At 41.2% G+C, this 17006-nt stretch carries 11 protein-coding genes; 7 read left to right on the forward strand and 4 right to left on the reverse strand.

Annotated features, from left to right (window positions below):
* Positions 1-191: 191 nt before the first annotated feature.
* Positions 192-1235 carry a lipoate--protein ligase gene (locus tag LPAF129_RS06440; RefSeq protein ID WP_244055341.1) on the reverse strand — a complete coding sequence of 348 codons (1044 nt, stop codon included), beginning with the start codon at positions 1233-1235 and terminating at the stop codon, positions 192-194.
* A gap of 266 nt (positions 1236-1501) precedes the next feature.
* Between LPAF129_RS06440 and mnmE the strand changes: the two genes are divergently transcribed.
* The 4 genes from mnmE to glmS all read left to right on the forward strand — a co-directional run bounded on the left by mnmE (position 1502) and on the right by glmS (position 10376).
* A complete protein-coding gene (gene mnmE, locus LPAF129_RS06445; protein ID WP_244055342.1) occupies positions 1502-2896 on the forward strand; it encodes a tRNA uridine-5-carboxymethylaminomethyl(34) synthesis GTPase MnmE in 1395 nt (464 codons plus the stop codon).
* Between the two features lie 148 nt (positions 2897-3044).
* Positions 3045-4955, forward strand: coding sequence for a tRNA uridine-5-carboxymethylaminomethyl(34) synthesis enzyme MnmG (mnmG, locus tag LPAF129_RS06450; protein WP_244055343.1), 1911 nt, complete (start codon positions 3045-3047; stop codon positions 4953-4955).
* A 561-nt stretch (positions 4956-5516) separates the two neighbouring features.
* A complete protein-coding gene (adhE, locus tag LPAF129_RS06455; RefSeq protein WP_244055344.1) occupies positions 5517-8195 on the forward strand; it encodes a bifunctional acetaldehyde-CoA/alcohol dehydrogenase in 2679 nt (892 codons plus the stop codon).
* A 363-nt stretch (positions 8196-8558) separates the two neighbouring features.
* Positions 8559-10376: a glutamine--fructose-6-phosphate transaminase (isomerizing) gene (gene glmS, locus LPAF129_RS06460; RefSeq protein WP_244055345.1), complete on the forward strand. Its 1818-nt coding sequence runs from the start codon at positions 8559-8561 to the stop codon at positions 10374-10376.
* A gap of 65 nt (positions 10377-10441) precedes the next feature.
* Here glmS and msrA read toward each other — a convergent pair whose 3' ends face one another.
* From msrA to LPAF129_RS06475, 3 genes are all read right to left on the reverse strand, one after another.
* Positions 10442-11272, reverse strand: coding sequence for a peptide-methionine (S)-S-oxide reductase MsrA (gene msrA / locus LPAF129_RS06465; protein WP_244055346.1), 831 nt, complete (start codon positions 11270-11272; stop codon positions 10442-10444).
* Between the two features lie 83 nt (positions 11273-11355).
* Positions 11356-11898, reverse strand: a complete 543-nt coding sequence (locus tag LPAF129_RS06470) for a hypothetical protein (RefSeq protein ID WP_244055347.1) — start codon at positions 11896-11898, stop codon at positions 11356-11358.
* A gap of 680 nt (positions 11899-12578) precedes the next feature.
* Positions 12579-12734 (reverse strand): hypothetical protein, encoded by a 156-nt coding sequence (locus LPAF129_RS06475; protein WP_244055348.1) that lies wholly within the window; start codon positions 12732-12734, stop codon positions 12579-12581.
* A gap of 120 nt (positions 12735-12854) precedes the next feature.
* On the opposite strand from LPAF129_RS06475, the gene LPAF129_RS06480 reads away from it, so the two are divergent.
* The 3 genes from LPAF129_RS06480 to LPAF129_RS06490 all read left to right on the forward strand — a co-directional run bounded on the left by LPAF129_RS06480 (position 12855) and on the right by LPAF129_RS06490 (position 16978).
* Complete coding sequence (locus LPAF129_RS06480; RefSeq protein WP_244055349.1) at positions 12855-13562, forward strand: glucosamine-6-phosphate deaminase; 708 nt, start codon at positions 12855-12857, stop codon at positions 13560-13562.
* A 245-nt stretch (positions 13563-13807) separates the two neighbouring features.
* Entirely contained in the window at positions 13808-15142 is a 1335-nt protein-coding gene (locus LPAF129_RS06485) for an NCS2 family permease (protein ID WP_244055350.1), read from the forward strand.
* A gap of 51 nt (positions 15143-15193) precedes the next feature.
* Positions 15194-16978: an adenine deaminase gene (locus LPAF129_RS06490; RefSeq protein ID WP_244055351.1), complete on the forward strand. Its 1785-nt coding sequence runs from the start codon at positions 15194-15196 to the stop codon at positions 16976-16978.
* Positions 16979-17006: the final 28 nt, after the last annotated feature.

The following is a 17006-nucleotide window of genomic DNA, read 5'->3' on the forward strand; positions in this document are numbered from 1 at the left end:
CTGGCCCCAGCCACACACACCAGCACTTTAAACTAGCTATCAAAGTATAAAAAAAGAACTCCACCTTTAAGATAGAGTTCCAAGGACCATCAACACTATTTGACAAAGTCCCAAAAATAAAGACTATCTCAAATGAAAGCTGATTTGCTAACGTTTGAGATAGTTTTTTTATGAACAGTTATTCTTTCAAGTTAGTCACAAATGTGGTGGGTATTTTCTGCTTCCAGCAACATGTCGCTGATCACTTGAAGAAAATCAGGGTTATTGGCGAAAATAGTGGAACTTAATAAGGTGTTGAGTGAGTCTGCGGTCAAAGTTGCACCTAACAAGACTTGTTCCAAAACTTCTGCAGCTTCAGGTGTGATCGTGTTACCGTAAAATTTGATGTGAGAAATTTGCTCATTTTCGGTTGAAAAGTTCACGTGCAGCTGACCATTGGGCATTTGATAGCTCGAATAGTATTGGTAACCTGGGTTTTTACCGTAGTTCCAAACATTACGGCCATATTTTTGGCCAACCTTGGCGTAGATTTTTTGCCAGTCTTGGTCAGTTAAATGATAGGTTGGAATGTCAGCTAAATGTTTCACGTGAAACAAATGACATAAAAGCTCATTTTTAAATTCTTCCGTCGACAGCTCGGCATATTCGGGCGACAGCAGGGACTTTAGGTTGGTAATTGGACGGTCGGCGGATAAAACGCCACGAGCAACTTGAGCCCGCTTTTTGGGCGTCAGGACTTGACGAGCATTCGCGATGTTCATGTTGAACATCAGCGTGCCACCGGCGGCGAAACCTTCCTTGGCCTTGATCATACACATGCCTGAAAATTTTTGGTTATTGGCGACTAAGGCACTTTTGGCACTGACTTGCCCATCTTTTAATCCCATTTCGGCTAAGGCATCCAAAATCGGCTGGGCGAAATAATCATAGTCACCACAGTGGTCGAGAGAGTCTCCCAGAATATTTTCAAAAATGACGTTGCCTTCGTCATGGTAAACTGCACCACCGCCGGAAGTGCGACGGACTAGTTTAATGTGGTGTTGCTGTAGGTAATTGAGGTCAACTTCGCTAAAAGAATTTTGGGCGGAGCCGATGATGACCGATGGACGGTTAATATAACAGAGTAATCCATGCCCAGGAAGTTTTAAGTCGTTTAATAGATAGTTATCGATCGATTGGTTTAAGATCGGGTCGTAAGGTTCATGGTTTTTAGGGGTAATGTCAATTAAAAACATGTTGATCAAAGCCTTCTTAAGTAGATTTTTTTAGTTGAGAGTGTCGAAAATATTGGCGATTAAATATGAAAAAATTAAGTTCTTAAAAAGAAACCGCTTGCGACACTTACCTTTCTATTATACTTGACTTTTACATTTTTTGCTCGTATATTGTAAATAATCATTCTTATCTGAAACAAAGATAAAGTAGTCAAAGTGCTTTGTCCATGCCTTTATTTGGCGTGGAGTGGCGCTTTTTTTGTGCTCTCAAGGAGGGATTTTTAAAAATGACATTAATGCAAACCACTGAATATGATACGATTGCAGCAATTTCGACACCACCTGGTGAAGGTGCGATCTCCATTGTGCGGATGAGCGGGGAGGAATCGTTGGAAGTTGCAACTAAGATTTTTAAAGGTAAAAACTTACAAGATGTCCAATCGCATACTATTAATTACGGACATATCGTTGATCCGGAAACCAATGAAGAAATCGATGAAGTGATGGTTTCAGTGATGCGGGCCCCAAAAACTTTTACTAGAGAAGATATTATTGAAATTAACTGTCACGGCGGGATCGTACCAACGAATAAAATTTTGCAATTATTGTTGCAGAATGGTGCTCGTTTGGCAGAGCCGGGTGAATTTACCAAACGTGCTTTTCTACACGGACGGATCGATTTAACTCAGGCAGAATCTGTGATGGACTTGATTCGCGCTAAAACTGATCGTTCCATGCAAATTGCCTTGGGACAGTTGGATGGAAATTTATCCCAGTTAATTAAAAACTTGCGCCAAGATATTTTGGATGTTTTAGCTCAGGTAGAAGTTAATATTGACTATCCCGAATACGATGACGTTGAAACTTTGACAACTAGATTGTTAAAAGAGAAGGCACAAGAAGTTAAGGCACGCATCGAGGAACTCTTAAAGACAGCCGGCCAAGGTAAAATCATGCGAGATGGCTTAGCGACTGCTATCGTTGGGCGACCGAACGTTGGAAAGTCAAGTTTGCTGAACTATTTGTTACACGAAGATAAAGCAATCGTGACAGACGTGGCCGGAACGACCCGAGATGTGATCGAGGAATACGTGAATATCCGCGACGTTCCACTAAAACTGATCGATACTGCTGGGATTCATGAAACACAAGACAAGGTTGAAAAAATCGGGGTAGAACGTTCACGACGTGCGATCGGTCAGGCTGACTTAGTAATGATCTTGCTGAATGCTAGTGAACCGCTAACTGTTGAAGATCGCCAATTGTTGGAACTGACTAAGGATAAAAAACGGTTAGTCATTTTAAACAAGACGGACTTGCCGCAAAAAATTGAAATGGCAGAAGTCAAACAAATTGTTGCAGCAGAAGAATTATTGAGTACGTCTGTCTTAAAAAATGACGGTTTAGATGAATTAGAGGAACGTATTGCAAAGATGTTCTTTAATGGGATCGAAAATTCACAGACCACGGTGATGTTGACCAACTCACGGCACATCGCTTTGCTGCATCAGGCTAAGGATTCATTACAAGCAGTGTTGGATGGAATCGAAGCTGGGATGCCAGTTGACCTGTGCCAGATTGACATGACGAATGCCTGGGATGTTTTGGGTGAAATCACCGGTGACTCATATCAAGACGAACTATTAGACCAGTTATTCAGCCAGTTCTGCCTAGGAAAATAGTGGGTGGAGCAAGCCGTTTAGGACTCGAGCACGACCGGAGCCCAGCCAATAACTTTTGTGACAAGTAATTTGTAATTAGTTACAAATTACTTGTCACAAATTACAAATTACCTGAAACATTGAATTTAAATTATGGGAGAAATGAAAGATGCAGGAAGTAAAACAGTATGCTGGTAAAGACTACGACGTCATCGTAGTCGGCGCAGGACATGCAGGATGTGAAGCAGCTTTAGCGGCTGCGCGAATGGGAAATAAAACCCTTTTGATGACCATTAACCTTGAAATGGTGGCATTTATGCCATGTAACCCTTCGATCGGGGGCCCAGCTAAAGGGATCGTTGTCCGTGAACTGGATGCTTTAGGCGGCGAAATGGGTCGGAATATTGATAAGACTTATGTGCAAATGAGAATGCTGAACACTGGTAAAGGTCCAGCTGTCCGTGCCTTACGGGCTCAGGCTGACAAACGCGAGTATTCAATTGAAATGAAGCACACGCTTGAACGTGAAAAAAATCTGACTTTGCGTCAGGGAATCGTCGATGATTTGATCGTCGAAGATGGTACGGTTAAAGGTGTCATTACTAACACTGGTGCTCAGTATCATGCCAAAGCCGTAGTCTTGACCACTGGGACTGCCGCTCGCGGTAAAATTATTATTGGGGAATTGATGTATTCATCTGGCCCTAATAATACCCAACCTTCAATGAAGCTTTCTGGTAATTTGGAGAAGCTTGGTTTTGAACTCAAACGGTTTAAGACCGGGACACCGCCACGTGTCGACGGAAATACGATCGATTATTCTAAAACTGATAAACAACCGGGGGACGCAATGCCCCACCATTTTTCATACGAATCTAAAGATGAAGACTATTTACCAGTTGAAGACCAAATGCCATGCTGGTTGACTTATACTAACGGTACTACCCATCAGATCATCACGAGTAATTTAAATCGTGCCCCAATGTTTACGGGTGTGATCGAAGGGGTCGGTCCTCGTTACTGTCCTTCAATTGAAGATAAAATCGTCCGTTTCGCAGACAAACCGCGCCACCAGCTCTTCTTGGAACCAGAAGGCCGGGAAACTGATGAATATTACGTTCAGGGTCTGTCAACTTCAATGCCTGAAGAAATTCAGCAAAAATTCGTGCACACGATCGCCGGTTTGGAAAATGCCGAAATGATGCGTCCCGGCTATGCCATTGAATATGACGTTGTTTCACCATATCAGTTACGACCAACGCTTGAAACCAAGCTGATCTCAGGTCTGTACACGGCTGGTCAAACTAACGGGACTTCCGGTTATGAAGAAGCTGCTGGTCAGGGGATCGTTGCTGGGATCAATGCTGGTCGCCATGCTTTGGGTAAAGAAGAAATGATCTTGAAGCGTAGTGACGCCTACATTGGTGTTATGATCGATGATTTGGTGACTAAAGGTACCAATGAACCATACCGGTTATTGACCTCTCGTGCTGAATATCGCTTAATTTTACGACATGATAATGCGGACTTGCGTTTAACAGAAATGGGCCATGAAATGGGACTGATCTCAGACGAAAGATACGCACAGTTTGAAGCTAAAAAGCAAATGATCAGTGCTGAAATGCAACGTTTAGCTGAAGTACGGATCAAGCCAAATGACCAGGTCAATGCTTACTTGGCTGAACATCACGAACATGAATTAAGAGACGGTATTTTGGCCGCCGACTTCTTGAAGCGTCCATATGTAACATATCAGGACTTGCTGCAATTTATTCCAGCACCTGCAGAACCACTGGACAGCCAAAGCATCGAACAAATTGAAATTCAATTGAAATATGCTGGTTATATCAAGAAATCAATGCAAAAAATTGAGAAGCTCAAGCGGATGGAAGCTAAGAAGATCCCAGACCGGATCGATTATGCAGCTATCGATGGCTTGGCAACTGAAGCCCAACAAAAATTGGCCAAGATCCAACCTGAAACATTAGCACAGGCTGGTCGGATCAGTGGGGTCAACCCAGCTGACTTGTCGATTTTGGCAGTTTATATTGAACAAGGTAAAATCGCTAAAGTGGGTTAAGTTAATTTAGTACTGAAGACTAAGAAAAATTTAGGCTGCAGTTAAAAAAAGCATGTGATACAAGAGTGAGATACTTTTGTGTGACATGCTTTTTTAGTTGGTGGGAAATTTTTAAATACCAGCAAAAATTATTTTAATAGCGTTTTTTTGGCAAGATTTGCCAAGAAACTTATTTTTCCTTAAAGCAGTGAGGCGGCGCGTGAAAATTTGGTTGGATAAAATATTTTACTCAACCATGTTTATAATTTCACAAAAAGAACGTGAATAAATTAACAAAGTAAGCGCTTTACTGAACTTGATCAGAAACTATATCAATGAAAGATGATTTCAAAATTTAGGGGATAGGGTGTGAACAATTTAAAATTTATAGCGGTAAAACTGCAATAAATAGGCGTTAAACTGCAAAAATAATTATGTAAAAGACAGCAAGTTTGAAAAATATTTTTTATTTTTTTGGTGCGAAAGACTTGATTTTTTAGTGCCGATAGTCTAGTATCATAAGTGAAATATTTCACGTATACAAGAAATTAAAGGCAAACACGTTAAGTGGAGGGATATTTGATGAAGACAGCAGTTAAAGAAAAGAAAGTAACAGCTCCCCAAGATGAAAATGAAAAATCAGTTGAATATACGTCAGCTTTAGTTGACAAAGCAGTCGTTGCTGAAGCAGAATATAGCCATTTTAGTCAGGAACAAGTCGATAAGATCGTTAATGCGATGGCCTTAGCTGGTTCTGAAGCAGCTTTAATGTTAGCTCATGAAGCCGTTGATGAAACTGGCCGGGGTGTCGTTGAAGATAAAGATACGAAAAACCGTTTCGCAACCGAAAATGTTTACAATGGAATTAAAGATGATAAGACAGTGGGTGTCATTGATAAAGACGACGTTTCTGGTAGTGTAACGATTGCTGCTCCACTGGGCGTTTTGGCAGGGATCGTGCCCACCACGAACCCAACTTCAACGACCATGTTCAAGTCATTATTGGCATTGAAGACTAGAAACGCGATCGTCTTCGCTTTCCATCCAGCTGCACAGAAGTGTTCAGTTCATGCCGCTCAAATCGTGTATGAAGCAGCTGTTGCTGCAGGAGCACCAAAAAACATTATTCAATGGATCGAAACTCCATCACTGGCTAACACGACTAACCTGATTGGTAATCCTAAAATTGCTTCGATTTTAGCAACTGGTGGCCCAGGTATGGTGAACTCCGCCTTGAGATCTGGGAATCCTTCAATGGGTGTTGGTGCCGGAAACGGTGCGATCTTTGTTGACCACACTGCTAAAATTGACCGGGCAGTTGAAGATCTGCTGTTGTCGAAGCGGTTTGATAACGGGATGATTTGTGCAACTGAAAACTCAGCCGTCGTCGAAAGTGCTGTTTATGACGAATGGTTGACAGAAATGCAGGCGCACGGTGCCTATCTCTTGCCTAAGAAAGACTACAAGAAATTAGCTGACTTTGTCTTCAATGACAAACATGGCGTGAATGGTCCGGTCGCCGGCATGTCCGCTGCTTGGATCGCTGAACAAGCAGGTATCAAGTTGCCAGCTGATAAAGATGTCATCTTGTTTGAATTAGACCGGGAGAATATCGGTGAGAAACTTTCTTCTGAAAAATTGTCGCCATTATTGTCAGTTTACCAGGTCAAAGACCGTGAAGAAGGAATTCAGGTCGTGCATGAATTGTTAGACTACCAAGGTGCTGGTCATAATACTGCAATTCAAATCGGGACCCAAGATGATCCATTTATCCAAGAATACGCTGATCGTTTGGAAGCTGTCCGGATCCTAGTTAACCAACCAGATTCAATTGGCGGAATCGGTGATATCTATACAGACGCAATGCGTGCTAGTTTGACACTCGGTACTGGTTCATGGGGGAATAATTCATTGTCACATAACTTATCCACGTCAGATCTATTGAACTTCAAGACAGTCGCTAAACGCCGGAATCGGCCAGAATGGATCCGTTTGCCGCAAAGTATCTACTTTGAAAAAGATTCGATCACTTACTTGCAAGAATTGCCAAAAATTAGTCGGGCCTTTATCGTGGCCGATCCAGGTATGGTGCAATTTGGCTTTGTTGACAAGGTCTATGACCAATTAGATATTCGCGAACAACCAGTTAAGACTGCAATCTATGGCACAGTTCAACCTGACCCAACCTTGAGCCAGACAATTGAAATTGCCAAACAAATGCAGCAGTTCAAACCAGATACAGTCATCACGATCGGTGGTGGGTCTGCCTTAGATGCTGCGAAGATCGCCCGTTATATTTACGAATATTCGCTAGATCAAGCTGATGGTTTCTTAGATGATTACGCTAATGTGAGTGCACTCTTCGTGAAATTACAACAGAAATTCTTGGATATTAGAAAACGGATCGTGAAGTTTGGGGACCAAAACCATACACAATTAGTTGCGATCCCAACGACTTCTGGGACTGGGTCTGAAGTGACACCATACGCCGTGATCACTGATGACGCAACACACGTGAAATATCCATTAACAGACTATGCGTTGACACCAGACTATGCCATTATCGACCCATGCTTTGCTATGACTGTGCCAAAGCGGACCGTTGCTTGGTCAGGACTAGATAGTTTATCCCATGCCCTAGAATCTTATGTCTCAGTGATGTCATCTGAATTTACCCGTCCATGGGCACTGCAAGCCATCAAATTAGTCTTTGATAACTTGGAAGAATCCTATAACTACGGTGCTGGCAACAAGACCGAACGAGGCGAACATGCCCGGGTTGAAATGCACTATGCCGCAGCTTTGGCTGGGATGTCATTTGCCAATGCTTTCTTGGGGATCAACCATTCCTTAGCTCATAAAACTGGGGGCGAATTCGGCTTACCACACGGTTTGGCAATTTCGATCGCTATGAAGCATGTGATCAAGTTTAACGGAGTTTCTGGTAAGGTTAAACGGACACCATTCCCTCGTTACGAAGTTTATCGGGCCGAAAAAGACTATGCGGACATCGCGCGTTATATCGGTTTGCAAGGCAAAACAGACCACGAATTAGTGGAAGCCTTGTGTGCTAAGATCGACAAGTTGATGGAAGCAGTGGACGTAACACCAACCTTGTCTGCGAACGGTGTGACTAAAGAAGCCTTTGAAGGTTCCCTCGATAAATTAGTCGACTTAGTTTATAACGATCAGTGTACTTCAGCTAACCCACGCCAACCAAGCTTGACTGAAATCAAGCAGTTGTTGCGTGACCAATTTTAAAATCAGCTCCAAATAATAATCTTTAAATCAGCTGGGATCAACGGCTGCTGCTTCGTGCGGCGGACGTTGGTCCTAGTTTTTTGTGCTTAAAATAGTAGGCAAAAGTCTAGCAAAAAAATAGTTTAAATTAAGTAATAAACGATTGAAAACGGTTGATTTTAAGTACCATAAGGATTTAAAAAAGGCTTCTTTTAATCTTTGGAATAGCTGTGTACCAATTTTAAATAAATTGTTGACAAAGGTTACATAAGGGTGTAATTTAAGCATTGTGAAAATAAATGCTATCAAAAATAAATCTATACCAATAACATTTCCGGTTAAAGGTATACTAGATAATTGAATCAAATGGAGGAGTTCTAAACTATGTGTGGAATTGTTGGAGTTACGGGTCGTGAAAATGCAACAGAGATCTTGTTAAATGGTTTGAAAAAATTAGAGTATCGTGGCTATGATTCTGCGGGTATCTATGTTAGTGACAAAAATAGTGACGGTTACCTTGTTAAAGAACAGGGACGGATCGAAGACTTGCGTGCCGCTGTCGGCCCAGAGGTTCAAGGAACAACTGGGATCGGCCACACTCGCTGGGCAACTCATGGGGTACCAAGTCGTGCCAATGCTCATCCGCAAGTTTCTGCCGATGGTCGTTTTTACTTAGTTCATAACGGCATGATCGGTAACTTCCGTGAACTAAAGGAAGAATACTTAGCTGGAACTGAATTTGTCAGTGAAACAGATACTGAAGTGATCGTGCAATTGATTGCCCATTTTGTGGCTGAAGGTATGGCAACAAAAGAAGCCTTCACTCATGTTTTGAGTTTGATCGATGAAACTTCATCATATGCTTTCTTGTTGATGGACAAAACACAAAAAGATACTTTGTTTGTCGCTAAAAAGAAGAGCCCACTCTTGATTGGGGTCGGTGACGGCTTTAACGTGGTCTGCAGTGATGCGATGGTCATGTTATCAGAAACTCATGATTTCATCGAACTAACAGACGGTGATGTTGTGACTGTAACACCAAGCTCCGTGGAAATTGAAGACGTGAATGGTCAGAGCGTAACTCGCCACCAGTTCCACGTGGATGATGACGCTAGTGCGTCTGAAAAGGGTGCTTATGAATTCTTTATGTTAAAAGAAATCGACGAGCAACCTGGTGTGATCCGTGGTTTGGAACAAACATACTTGGCTGAAGATGGTTCAGTTAAGCTGGCTGACGACATGATGAATGCACTCAACCAAGCAGACCGCTTATACATTGTGGCCGCAGGAACTAGCTACAACGCTGGTTTAGTTGGTAAGAGTATTTTTGAAAAACTAGCAGGTGTGCCGACTGAAGTTCATATTGCTTCTGAATTCGGCTATAACATGCCGCTGCTTTCGGACAAGCCGTTGTTTATCTTCTTGACTCAAAGTGGGGAAACGGCCGACAGTCGTGAAGTTTTGTCGAAAGTCAATCAATTAGGTTATGAAAGTTTGACGATCACTAACGTTCCTAACTCCACCTTGTCACGTGAAGCAACTTACACGATGCTGCTGAATGCTGGCCCTGAAATTGCCGTTGCTTCTACTAAAGCCTACACAGCTCAAATCGCTGCTGAAACGATTTTGGCTAAAGGCTTGGGGATGTTGAAACAAACAGCTGCAGCTGCTGACTTTGAAACTGGCTTTGAATTAACTAAAGCCGCTAATGCGATCCAGTCATTAGTTGATCAAAAAGATGTGGTTGAAGGCTTGGCTCAAAAGTACTTGGGTACAACTCGGAATGCCTTTTACATTGGCCGTGGGATCGATTATCAAACAGCCATTGAAGCTTCATTGAAGTTAAAAGAAGTTTCTTATGTTCAAACAGAAGGCTTTGCTTCCGGTGAATTAAAGCACGGGACAATTTCTTTGATTGAAGAAAACACACCAGTGATCGCAATCATCACTGATCCAAAGACAGCTGCTTTGACTCGCAGCAACGAACAAGAAGTTATTTCTCGTGGTGCTAGCGTGATCAACATTGTCGCTGAAGAATTGGCAACGGCTGAAGATCAGATCGTCTTGCCAGAAGTACACCCATTGTTAACACCACTCGCTGCAATTATTCCAGCACAATTGTTGGCATACTACACCAGCAAGGAACGTGGTTATGACGTTGACAAGCCAAGAAACTTGGCCAAGAGTGTCACAGTTGAATAATTAGTTTAAGAAAAAAGGGCTTCAGAAAATCGTAGTTGATTTTCTGAAGCTCTTTTTGGGTGCCGTTATTTATGTGGACCTTTAAAAAGAGCGCGCAGACGTCCCCGTAAATGCTGGAATAATAAAACCTGTTTCCGGGTTCGCTCTAGACGACGATATCTGGCTTTAAACTTTTGATAGAAGTTTTGGTGGTAATTTTCTGCCGGCCAAAATTTAGTGGCAGCTTCAATTCCAACCACGATGGGCGCCTTGTAGTGGTTAGACTGTTCCATCCGGTGCTTGTCAGCCTCAGCTAATTGGAGCTGGTGTTGATCAGTATAAAAAATTACTGGGCGATAGTGGTCACCACGGTCATCAAATTGGCCACTTGCATCAGTTGGATCAATTAATTGCCAGTACGTCTGTAAGATGTCTTGGTATTTGATCAAGCGAGAATCATAAATAATCTCAACTGCCTCGACGTAGCCGGTGTGGTCATGACTAACTTGTTCATAGCTAGGGTGGGGAGCTGTGCCGCCAATATAGCCAGAAATGACGGCTTTAACCCCAGTTCTGCGGTCAAAAGGTTCAACTAAACACCAAAAACATCCGCCTGAAAAAATTGCTCGTTCTTGAAAAGGTGGGTCTTTTTGATAATGAATGTCGTAGTTGAATTCCATTTGACCAGCTGGATTGCCAGTTAACTGCAGATAAAAATCAGCCATGTTAGCAGTGAGATTATTGCGCAAGGCCAAAGGACGTAATTCAACTTCTAGCCGCTCGAGGACAATTTTGCTATTTACCTGATTTTTCAAGGAGGTTTGTGCAGTCAGCAGTGCTTTTTTCTCCCAGTAATGGACAGTAGGGTCCTGTAAGAGAACTGCAAGCTTGGGTAAGACTGTTTGAGTCGTTAACATTTGTTTCAGCTCCTGTTTGAACGGATAAGGTAGTTTATGCTATTGAGAATGAAAGTGGGTCTCCTGATTAAGACTTAGCTTTCTCACTTATCAAAATGAGAAAGCAATTTTTTCAGGAAAAACGGGGTCAGAATCATAATTAAAAATGGTATTACAAAAGTAATGTTAATAGCAATAAAATCTTGTAATTGTATTTTTTCAAGGCTGCTAGGATCGTTTTTGGAAATTGGGATTAGAAAGTCGAGGAAAATTGGCAAATACATGAAGCTATTAATTAATACAATACTACTTATTCCAATCACATAATGAACCATAGCAAAAGTTAAGGCTTGATTGTGTTTAAAGTATTTGCTTTGAGCTTGCTGGACAGTTTTTTTGTTAGTTTCAATGTCATGTTTTGCTTGGTTGAAGAGATAGAGTAAGATTGTTAATGCAATAGTAATTAGAATTAAGCCGAATGAATTAGGAATCACGGTTTCTGAAAAAGAATTTGGGAAAAGAAGGGGGACTAATTCTTTGGAGATGAACCAACTAAATAAGAGCGAGATTATCAGCGGAATTCTACTTTTGAAATAGCCTTCTTCAATGGTGTTGCCGTTTAGATGGACACTTAAATCGGTTGCCATGAAAAAAATAGCAACTAATATTATGATTAACCACGAGAACAAGGTTGGTGTAGCACCTCCTTTTAATTGATGGGTATAGTCGTGTGAATTAAGCGAGAATTCATTATGCACTAATGGACCCTCGAAAAAGGTAAATAAAATTATTTTTGTGAAAGTAAAATGGAAAGTAGGCTTAGTAAAATAGAAAATATACTGGAACCATACAAGCCAATTATTTTCATTTTTTCCAGAGGTGCCGAGCTATTTAAAGTTGGATCTTTTTTTATGTCATATTTTTTAAGCGCTTTTAGCTCAATAATATGTGTAACAAGCATTATGAACAAAAATAAAAAAAGAAGTGCATCGAATATTAAAGCTAGAGATAAATTTCTTTTGACAAGTAATGTGTATAACGTAATTAAGACCACACCTAACCCTAACAGTAGACAAAGATAGCGAATCTTTTTAACTCTTTGAAAAAAAGGCAGGTGTTTTCCGTAAAAATTGGGGTTTTATTTTGTACCGTAATTTTCTTAATTAATTTCTTTTCTTTTCTTTTTGGAATAAGAAATAGAAAGGCAAAAACAAGAAGAAGAACAAGAAGTAAAAGCATTAACATTCAATCCTTTCTTAACATGATTTAGTCTTGCACAAATGAAAAGCAAAAGCAACACATAAAAAATGTTGCTTTTGCGTAATTCTTAGGCGACAGCTAATAGTAACAACAGTCCTCCAAGAACACTAACCATGACAAAAGACGATTCTGCTTCCACGGGAATTGCTTCTAGCATGCTAGACAATAATGTTGCTGTATAGTGTTCTAAATTTGCGGCATATTGCTTAGTATTTTTTGCCATATTGAATTATTCCAATCGTTTAAAAATTTTTTTCAGATTTAAGTCTTTTTGCTTGCATTATTGGTCTATATCAATTACAATTGGGCTATACCAATAAAATAGAGATGGAGGTCATCAGCGATGAAAGTTATCGTTACAAAAAATCAACAAGAAGCCGGCGTAGAAGGGTACCAGGTCTTTAAAGAAGCAGTTGAAAAGGGCGCTAAGGTGTTTGGCCTAGCAACAGGTTCAACTCCAATCACGACTTACGAGGAAATTATCAAGAGTGATTTGGACTTCTCTGATTGTACTTCAATTAACTTGGACGAATATGTGGGAATCAGCCCAGATAACGACCAAAGTTACCAGTATTTCATGAATGAACATCTTTTCTCAAAGAAGCCATTCAAACAATCATACCTGCCCAACGGCTTGGCTGAAGATCCAGAAGCAGAAACAGTTCGTTACAACCAGATCATCGCTGATAACCCAATCGATTTACAGCTCTTAGGAATTGGCCGAAATGCTCATATCGGCTTTAACGAACCCGGAACATCCTTTGAATTAGAAACACATGTTGCTGATTTAACGGATTCAACGATCGAAGCTAACTCACGCTTCTTTGAACATGTTGAAGATGTGCCTAAGCAAGCTTATTCAATGGGTATCGGTTCAATTATGAAGTCTAAACAGATCATTATTGAAGCTTTCGGTGCCGAAAAAGCTGATGCCGTGGCTAAAATGATCGAAGGGCCAGTGACAGAAGATGTTCCTGCAAGTATCTTGCAACAACATCCAAATGTCGTTGTTCTATTGGACGAAGCGGCAGCTGCTAAATTAAGCAAATAAAATAAATTAACACCAAAGACTCCACGCTGGAGCTAAGAGCAAGTGACTTTAACTTGCCTAACCAGTGTGGGGCCTTTTTTTGTTGCACGAGAAGTTTTCTGGATACGTGGCTGCTTTCAAGCATAGTTCGTGTTTTAACTGTTGAATGCGCTTAATTTAAATAAAATTTAAAATATACTTTGTAAACATGAACAATTAATGTATAATGAGTTATCGAAGTTAGCAAATTTAGGAGGGTTCAACAGGTGTTAGAGAAATTTTTTAAACTTAAGGAACGAAAGACGAACGTTCGCACAGAATTAGTAGCCGGATTAACAACTTTTATGGCGATGGCCTACGTCTTAGTAGTCCAGCCCAGCTCAGTCATGGGCTTTGGATCTGCAGCAACCTTCACAGATATTAATGGTGTGGTAATTTCACGTGGAGCTTTAGTGGTATTAACTGCTTTTGTTTCCGGCTTGATGACCTTGATCATGGGGTGTTTTGCCAATTTGCCATTCGCACTTTCAACTGGGATGGGAACCAACTTCATGTTGGGGGCTTTGATCCAATCAGGCAAAATGTCATTTGGAAATGCGATGGTCGTAGTTTTGATCAGTGGTTTCATTTTCGTGATTCTGACAGCTTTCGGAATTCGCGATGTAATCGTTAAAGCTATTCCATTTAATATTAAAACTTCAATCGGGGTCGCAATTGGCTTTTTCATTGCATACTTAGGTTTTAAAAACTCTGGCATTGGTAATTATAAAGATGGGATCAGCTTGGGAAACTTTACTGATCCGCACGTTTTTCTCGCTGTTTTAGGCTTGATATTAATTGCAATTTTAACTTTATATAAGGTTCCTGGCGCATTATTGATTGGAATCATCGCAATCACAATTGCTGGGATCCCATTTGGGGTAACTCAAGTTCCTCATCACCTATTCGGTGTACCTCACATTAGCGAGATTACTCCGTTGACATTCTCCTTCGATATGCATGGGATGTTTAATGGAACCACGCTAGTCTTGATATTTATTGCGTTTTTTGGCGACTTTTTCTCAACTTTAGGCACAGTTTTAGGTGTGAGTGAAAAAGCCGGCTTGTTAGATGAAAATGGTAACTTACCTAATATTCAGAAACCATTTGTGGTTGACTCAATTGGGACTGTTGTTGGTGGTTTGTTAGGTTGTACTTCCTTTGGGACGTTCGTGGAATCATCTGCCGGGGTTCAAGCCGGTGGCCGGACTGGGTTGACATCCGTTTCAACTGCTTTTCTATTTTTCATCTCTATCATTATTTCACCAATTTTCTTGATGATCCCAGACGCTGCAACTAGCCCAGTGTTGATTTTTGTAGGTTATAGCATGATTTCATCAATTACTAATATTGACTTTAGTGACTTTAAAGAATCATTTGGACCATTTGTGATGGTCATTTTCACAGCTTTTGCTGGGGGAATTGCTGCTGGAATCAGTGCCGGAATTTTGGCTGATGTTGCAGTGAAGACTTTTGCTCAACGAGGCAAAGTTGAAAAAGCTGTTCACCCGATCATGTATGCAATGTGCATTCCGTTGATGATTTATTTCGTCTTCAACTAACCAGAAAAGCACTTGCTAGAACTAACTTAAAATTTGGAGGAAGAATTAACTATGAAAAGAATTGCAACACCAGACCGCAGAGAACTTTTGAAAGCAGCTTTAGGGACGATCAAGACCGACTTGGCGGTTAAAAACGCTCAATATTTGAACTTGTTTACTGGCGAAAAATACCCAGCCACAATTTTCATCCATCACGGTTTTGTTGTTCACGTCGAGGACAAAGACCTTGAAGCAGGTTTAGATAACGTCACAGAAGTTGTTGATGCCAAGGGTGCTTACATTGTTCCGGGCCTGATCGATGCACATGTCCATATCGAAAGTTCAATGCTGACTCCAAGAAATTTTGCTGAAGCAGTCATCCCAACTGGGACAACAACAGTTGTAACTGACCCGCATGAAGTTGCTAACGTCGCTGGTGAAGAAGCCGTTCGCTATATGCATGATGCTGGTTTGGACCTGCCAATGAGACAGTGGATCAATATTCCTTCTTCTGTTCCAGCAGTTCCAGGCTTAGAAGAAGCAGGGGCAGAATTTGACGCAAGTGTAATCGACCGTTTGGCAAAATTACCAAATGTGATCGGTCTGGCAGAAATGATGGACTATAAGGGTGTTGAACTAGGCAGCGACCGGACGATTTCCATGATCGAAGCTGCTGAACGTAATGGCTTATATGTTCAAGGACATGTTCCGAATGAATTTGGCCGGAACTTGAGTGCCTATGTAGTTGGAGGGCCAACAACCGACCATGAAACTCGAACAGCTGCAGAAGCAAAAAGTAAGTTGCGTAGTGGTTTATACTTAGATGCCAGAGAATCTTCGATGGCTAAAAATATTGCGGAAATTTGGCAGGGAGTCAAGGATTTGCCATGGCGTGATCGCTTAGCTTTATGTACTGATGATCGTGAAGCTGCTGACCTGCTAACAAGTGGACATTTGAATCATGTTGTGCAACAAGTTATTGCAAATGGGATGCCTGCAATTGAAGCAGTTCGTGCCAGTTCACTGCATGCTGCTGAAGAACTTGGTGTGACTAACTTGGGCGCTATCGCTCCTGGTTACGTTGCTGATTTTCTTTTGGTGCGTGACTTAGCCGAATTTAAACCAGAACAAGTTTACTTTGGTGGTAAATTAGTAGCTGAAAACGGCAAAATGGTTGCTCCAATTGAACCAAAGCTGTTTGAAATCGAAACTAGAAATACGGTTAATATTTTGCCACTTGAATTGGAAGACTTCCAATTGAATGCGCCAAATGGCCAACAAGACGGTACGGTTAAGATCAACGTCCCAACTTATACTGACTACAATGACTCAATGACTCGTTTACAAGTCGAAGAATTACCAGTTAAAGATGGAATTGTAGATATTAGTGCAGACCCTGACCTAGCTTATGTCATTACAGTTAATCGTTATGGTAAAGCAAACAAAACGGTTGGTTTGATCCGTCATTTCGGGGGGGTTGAAGGTGCGGTCGGCAGTACAGTTGCCCATGATCACCACAATATGATGATTGTTTACCGCTTCCCAGCAGCTGCCAAACGTGTCTATGAAGCACTGGTTGAATGTGGTGGCGGAATTAGTTGTTCCGATGAAACCCACTTATTAAAGACTCTTGAATTACCAGTCTTTGGCTTGATGACTTCCAAAAATGCCGTTGAAACTGCCCAAGAAGGCGAAGCAATGAAAAAGGTTCTCCAAGGAATTGGTTTAGATACTTTGAACCCATTATTACGGATCGTAACCTTAGGCTTGACAGTTATTCCTGAATTTAAATATAGTGATTTAGGTTTAGTAGATGTCTTAGCAAGTAAGTTAATGCCTGTTTTTCCAGAACAGTAAAGAAAATTTTGCATAAAGTAAAGCAGCT

Source organism: Ligilactobacillus pabuli (genome assembly GCF_022836475.1).
In the GTDB taxonomy this organism is placed as follows: Bacteria; Bacillota; Bacilli; order Lactobacillales; family Lactobacillaceae; genus Ligilactobacillus; species Ligilactobacillus pabuli.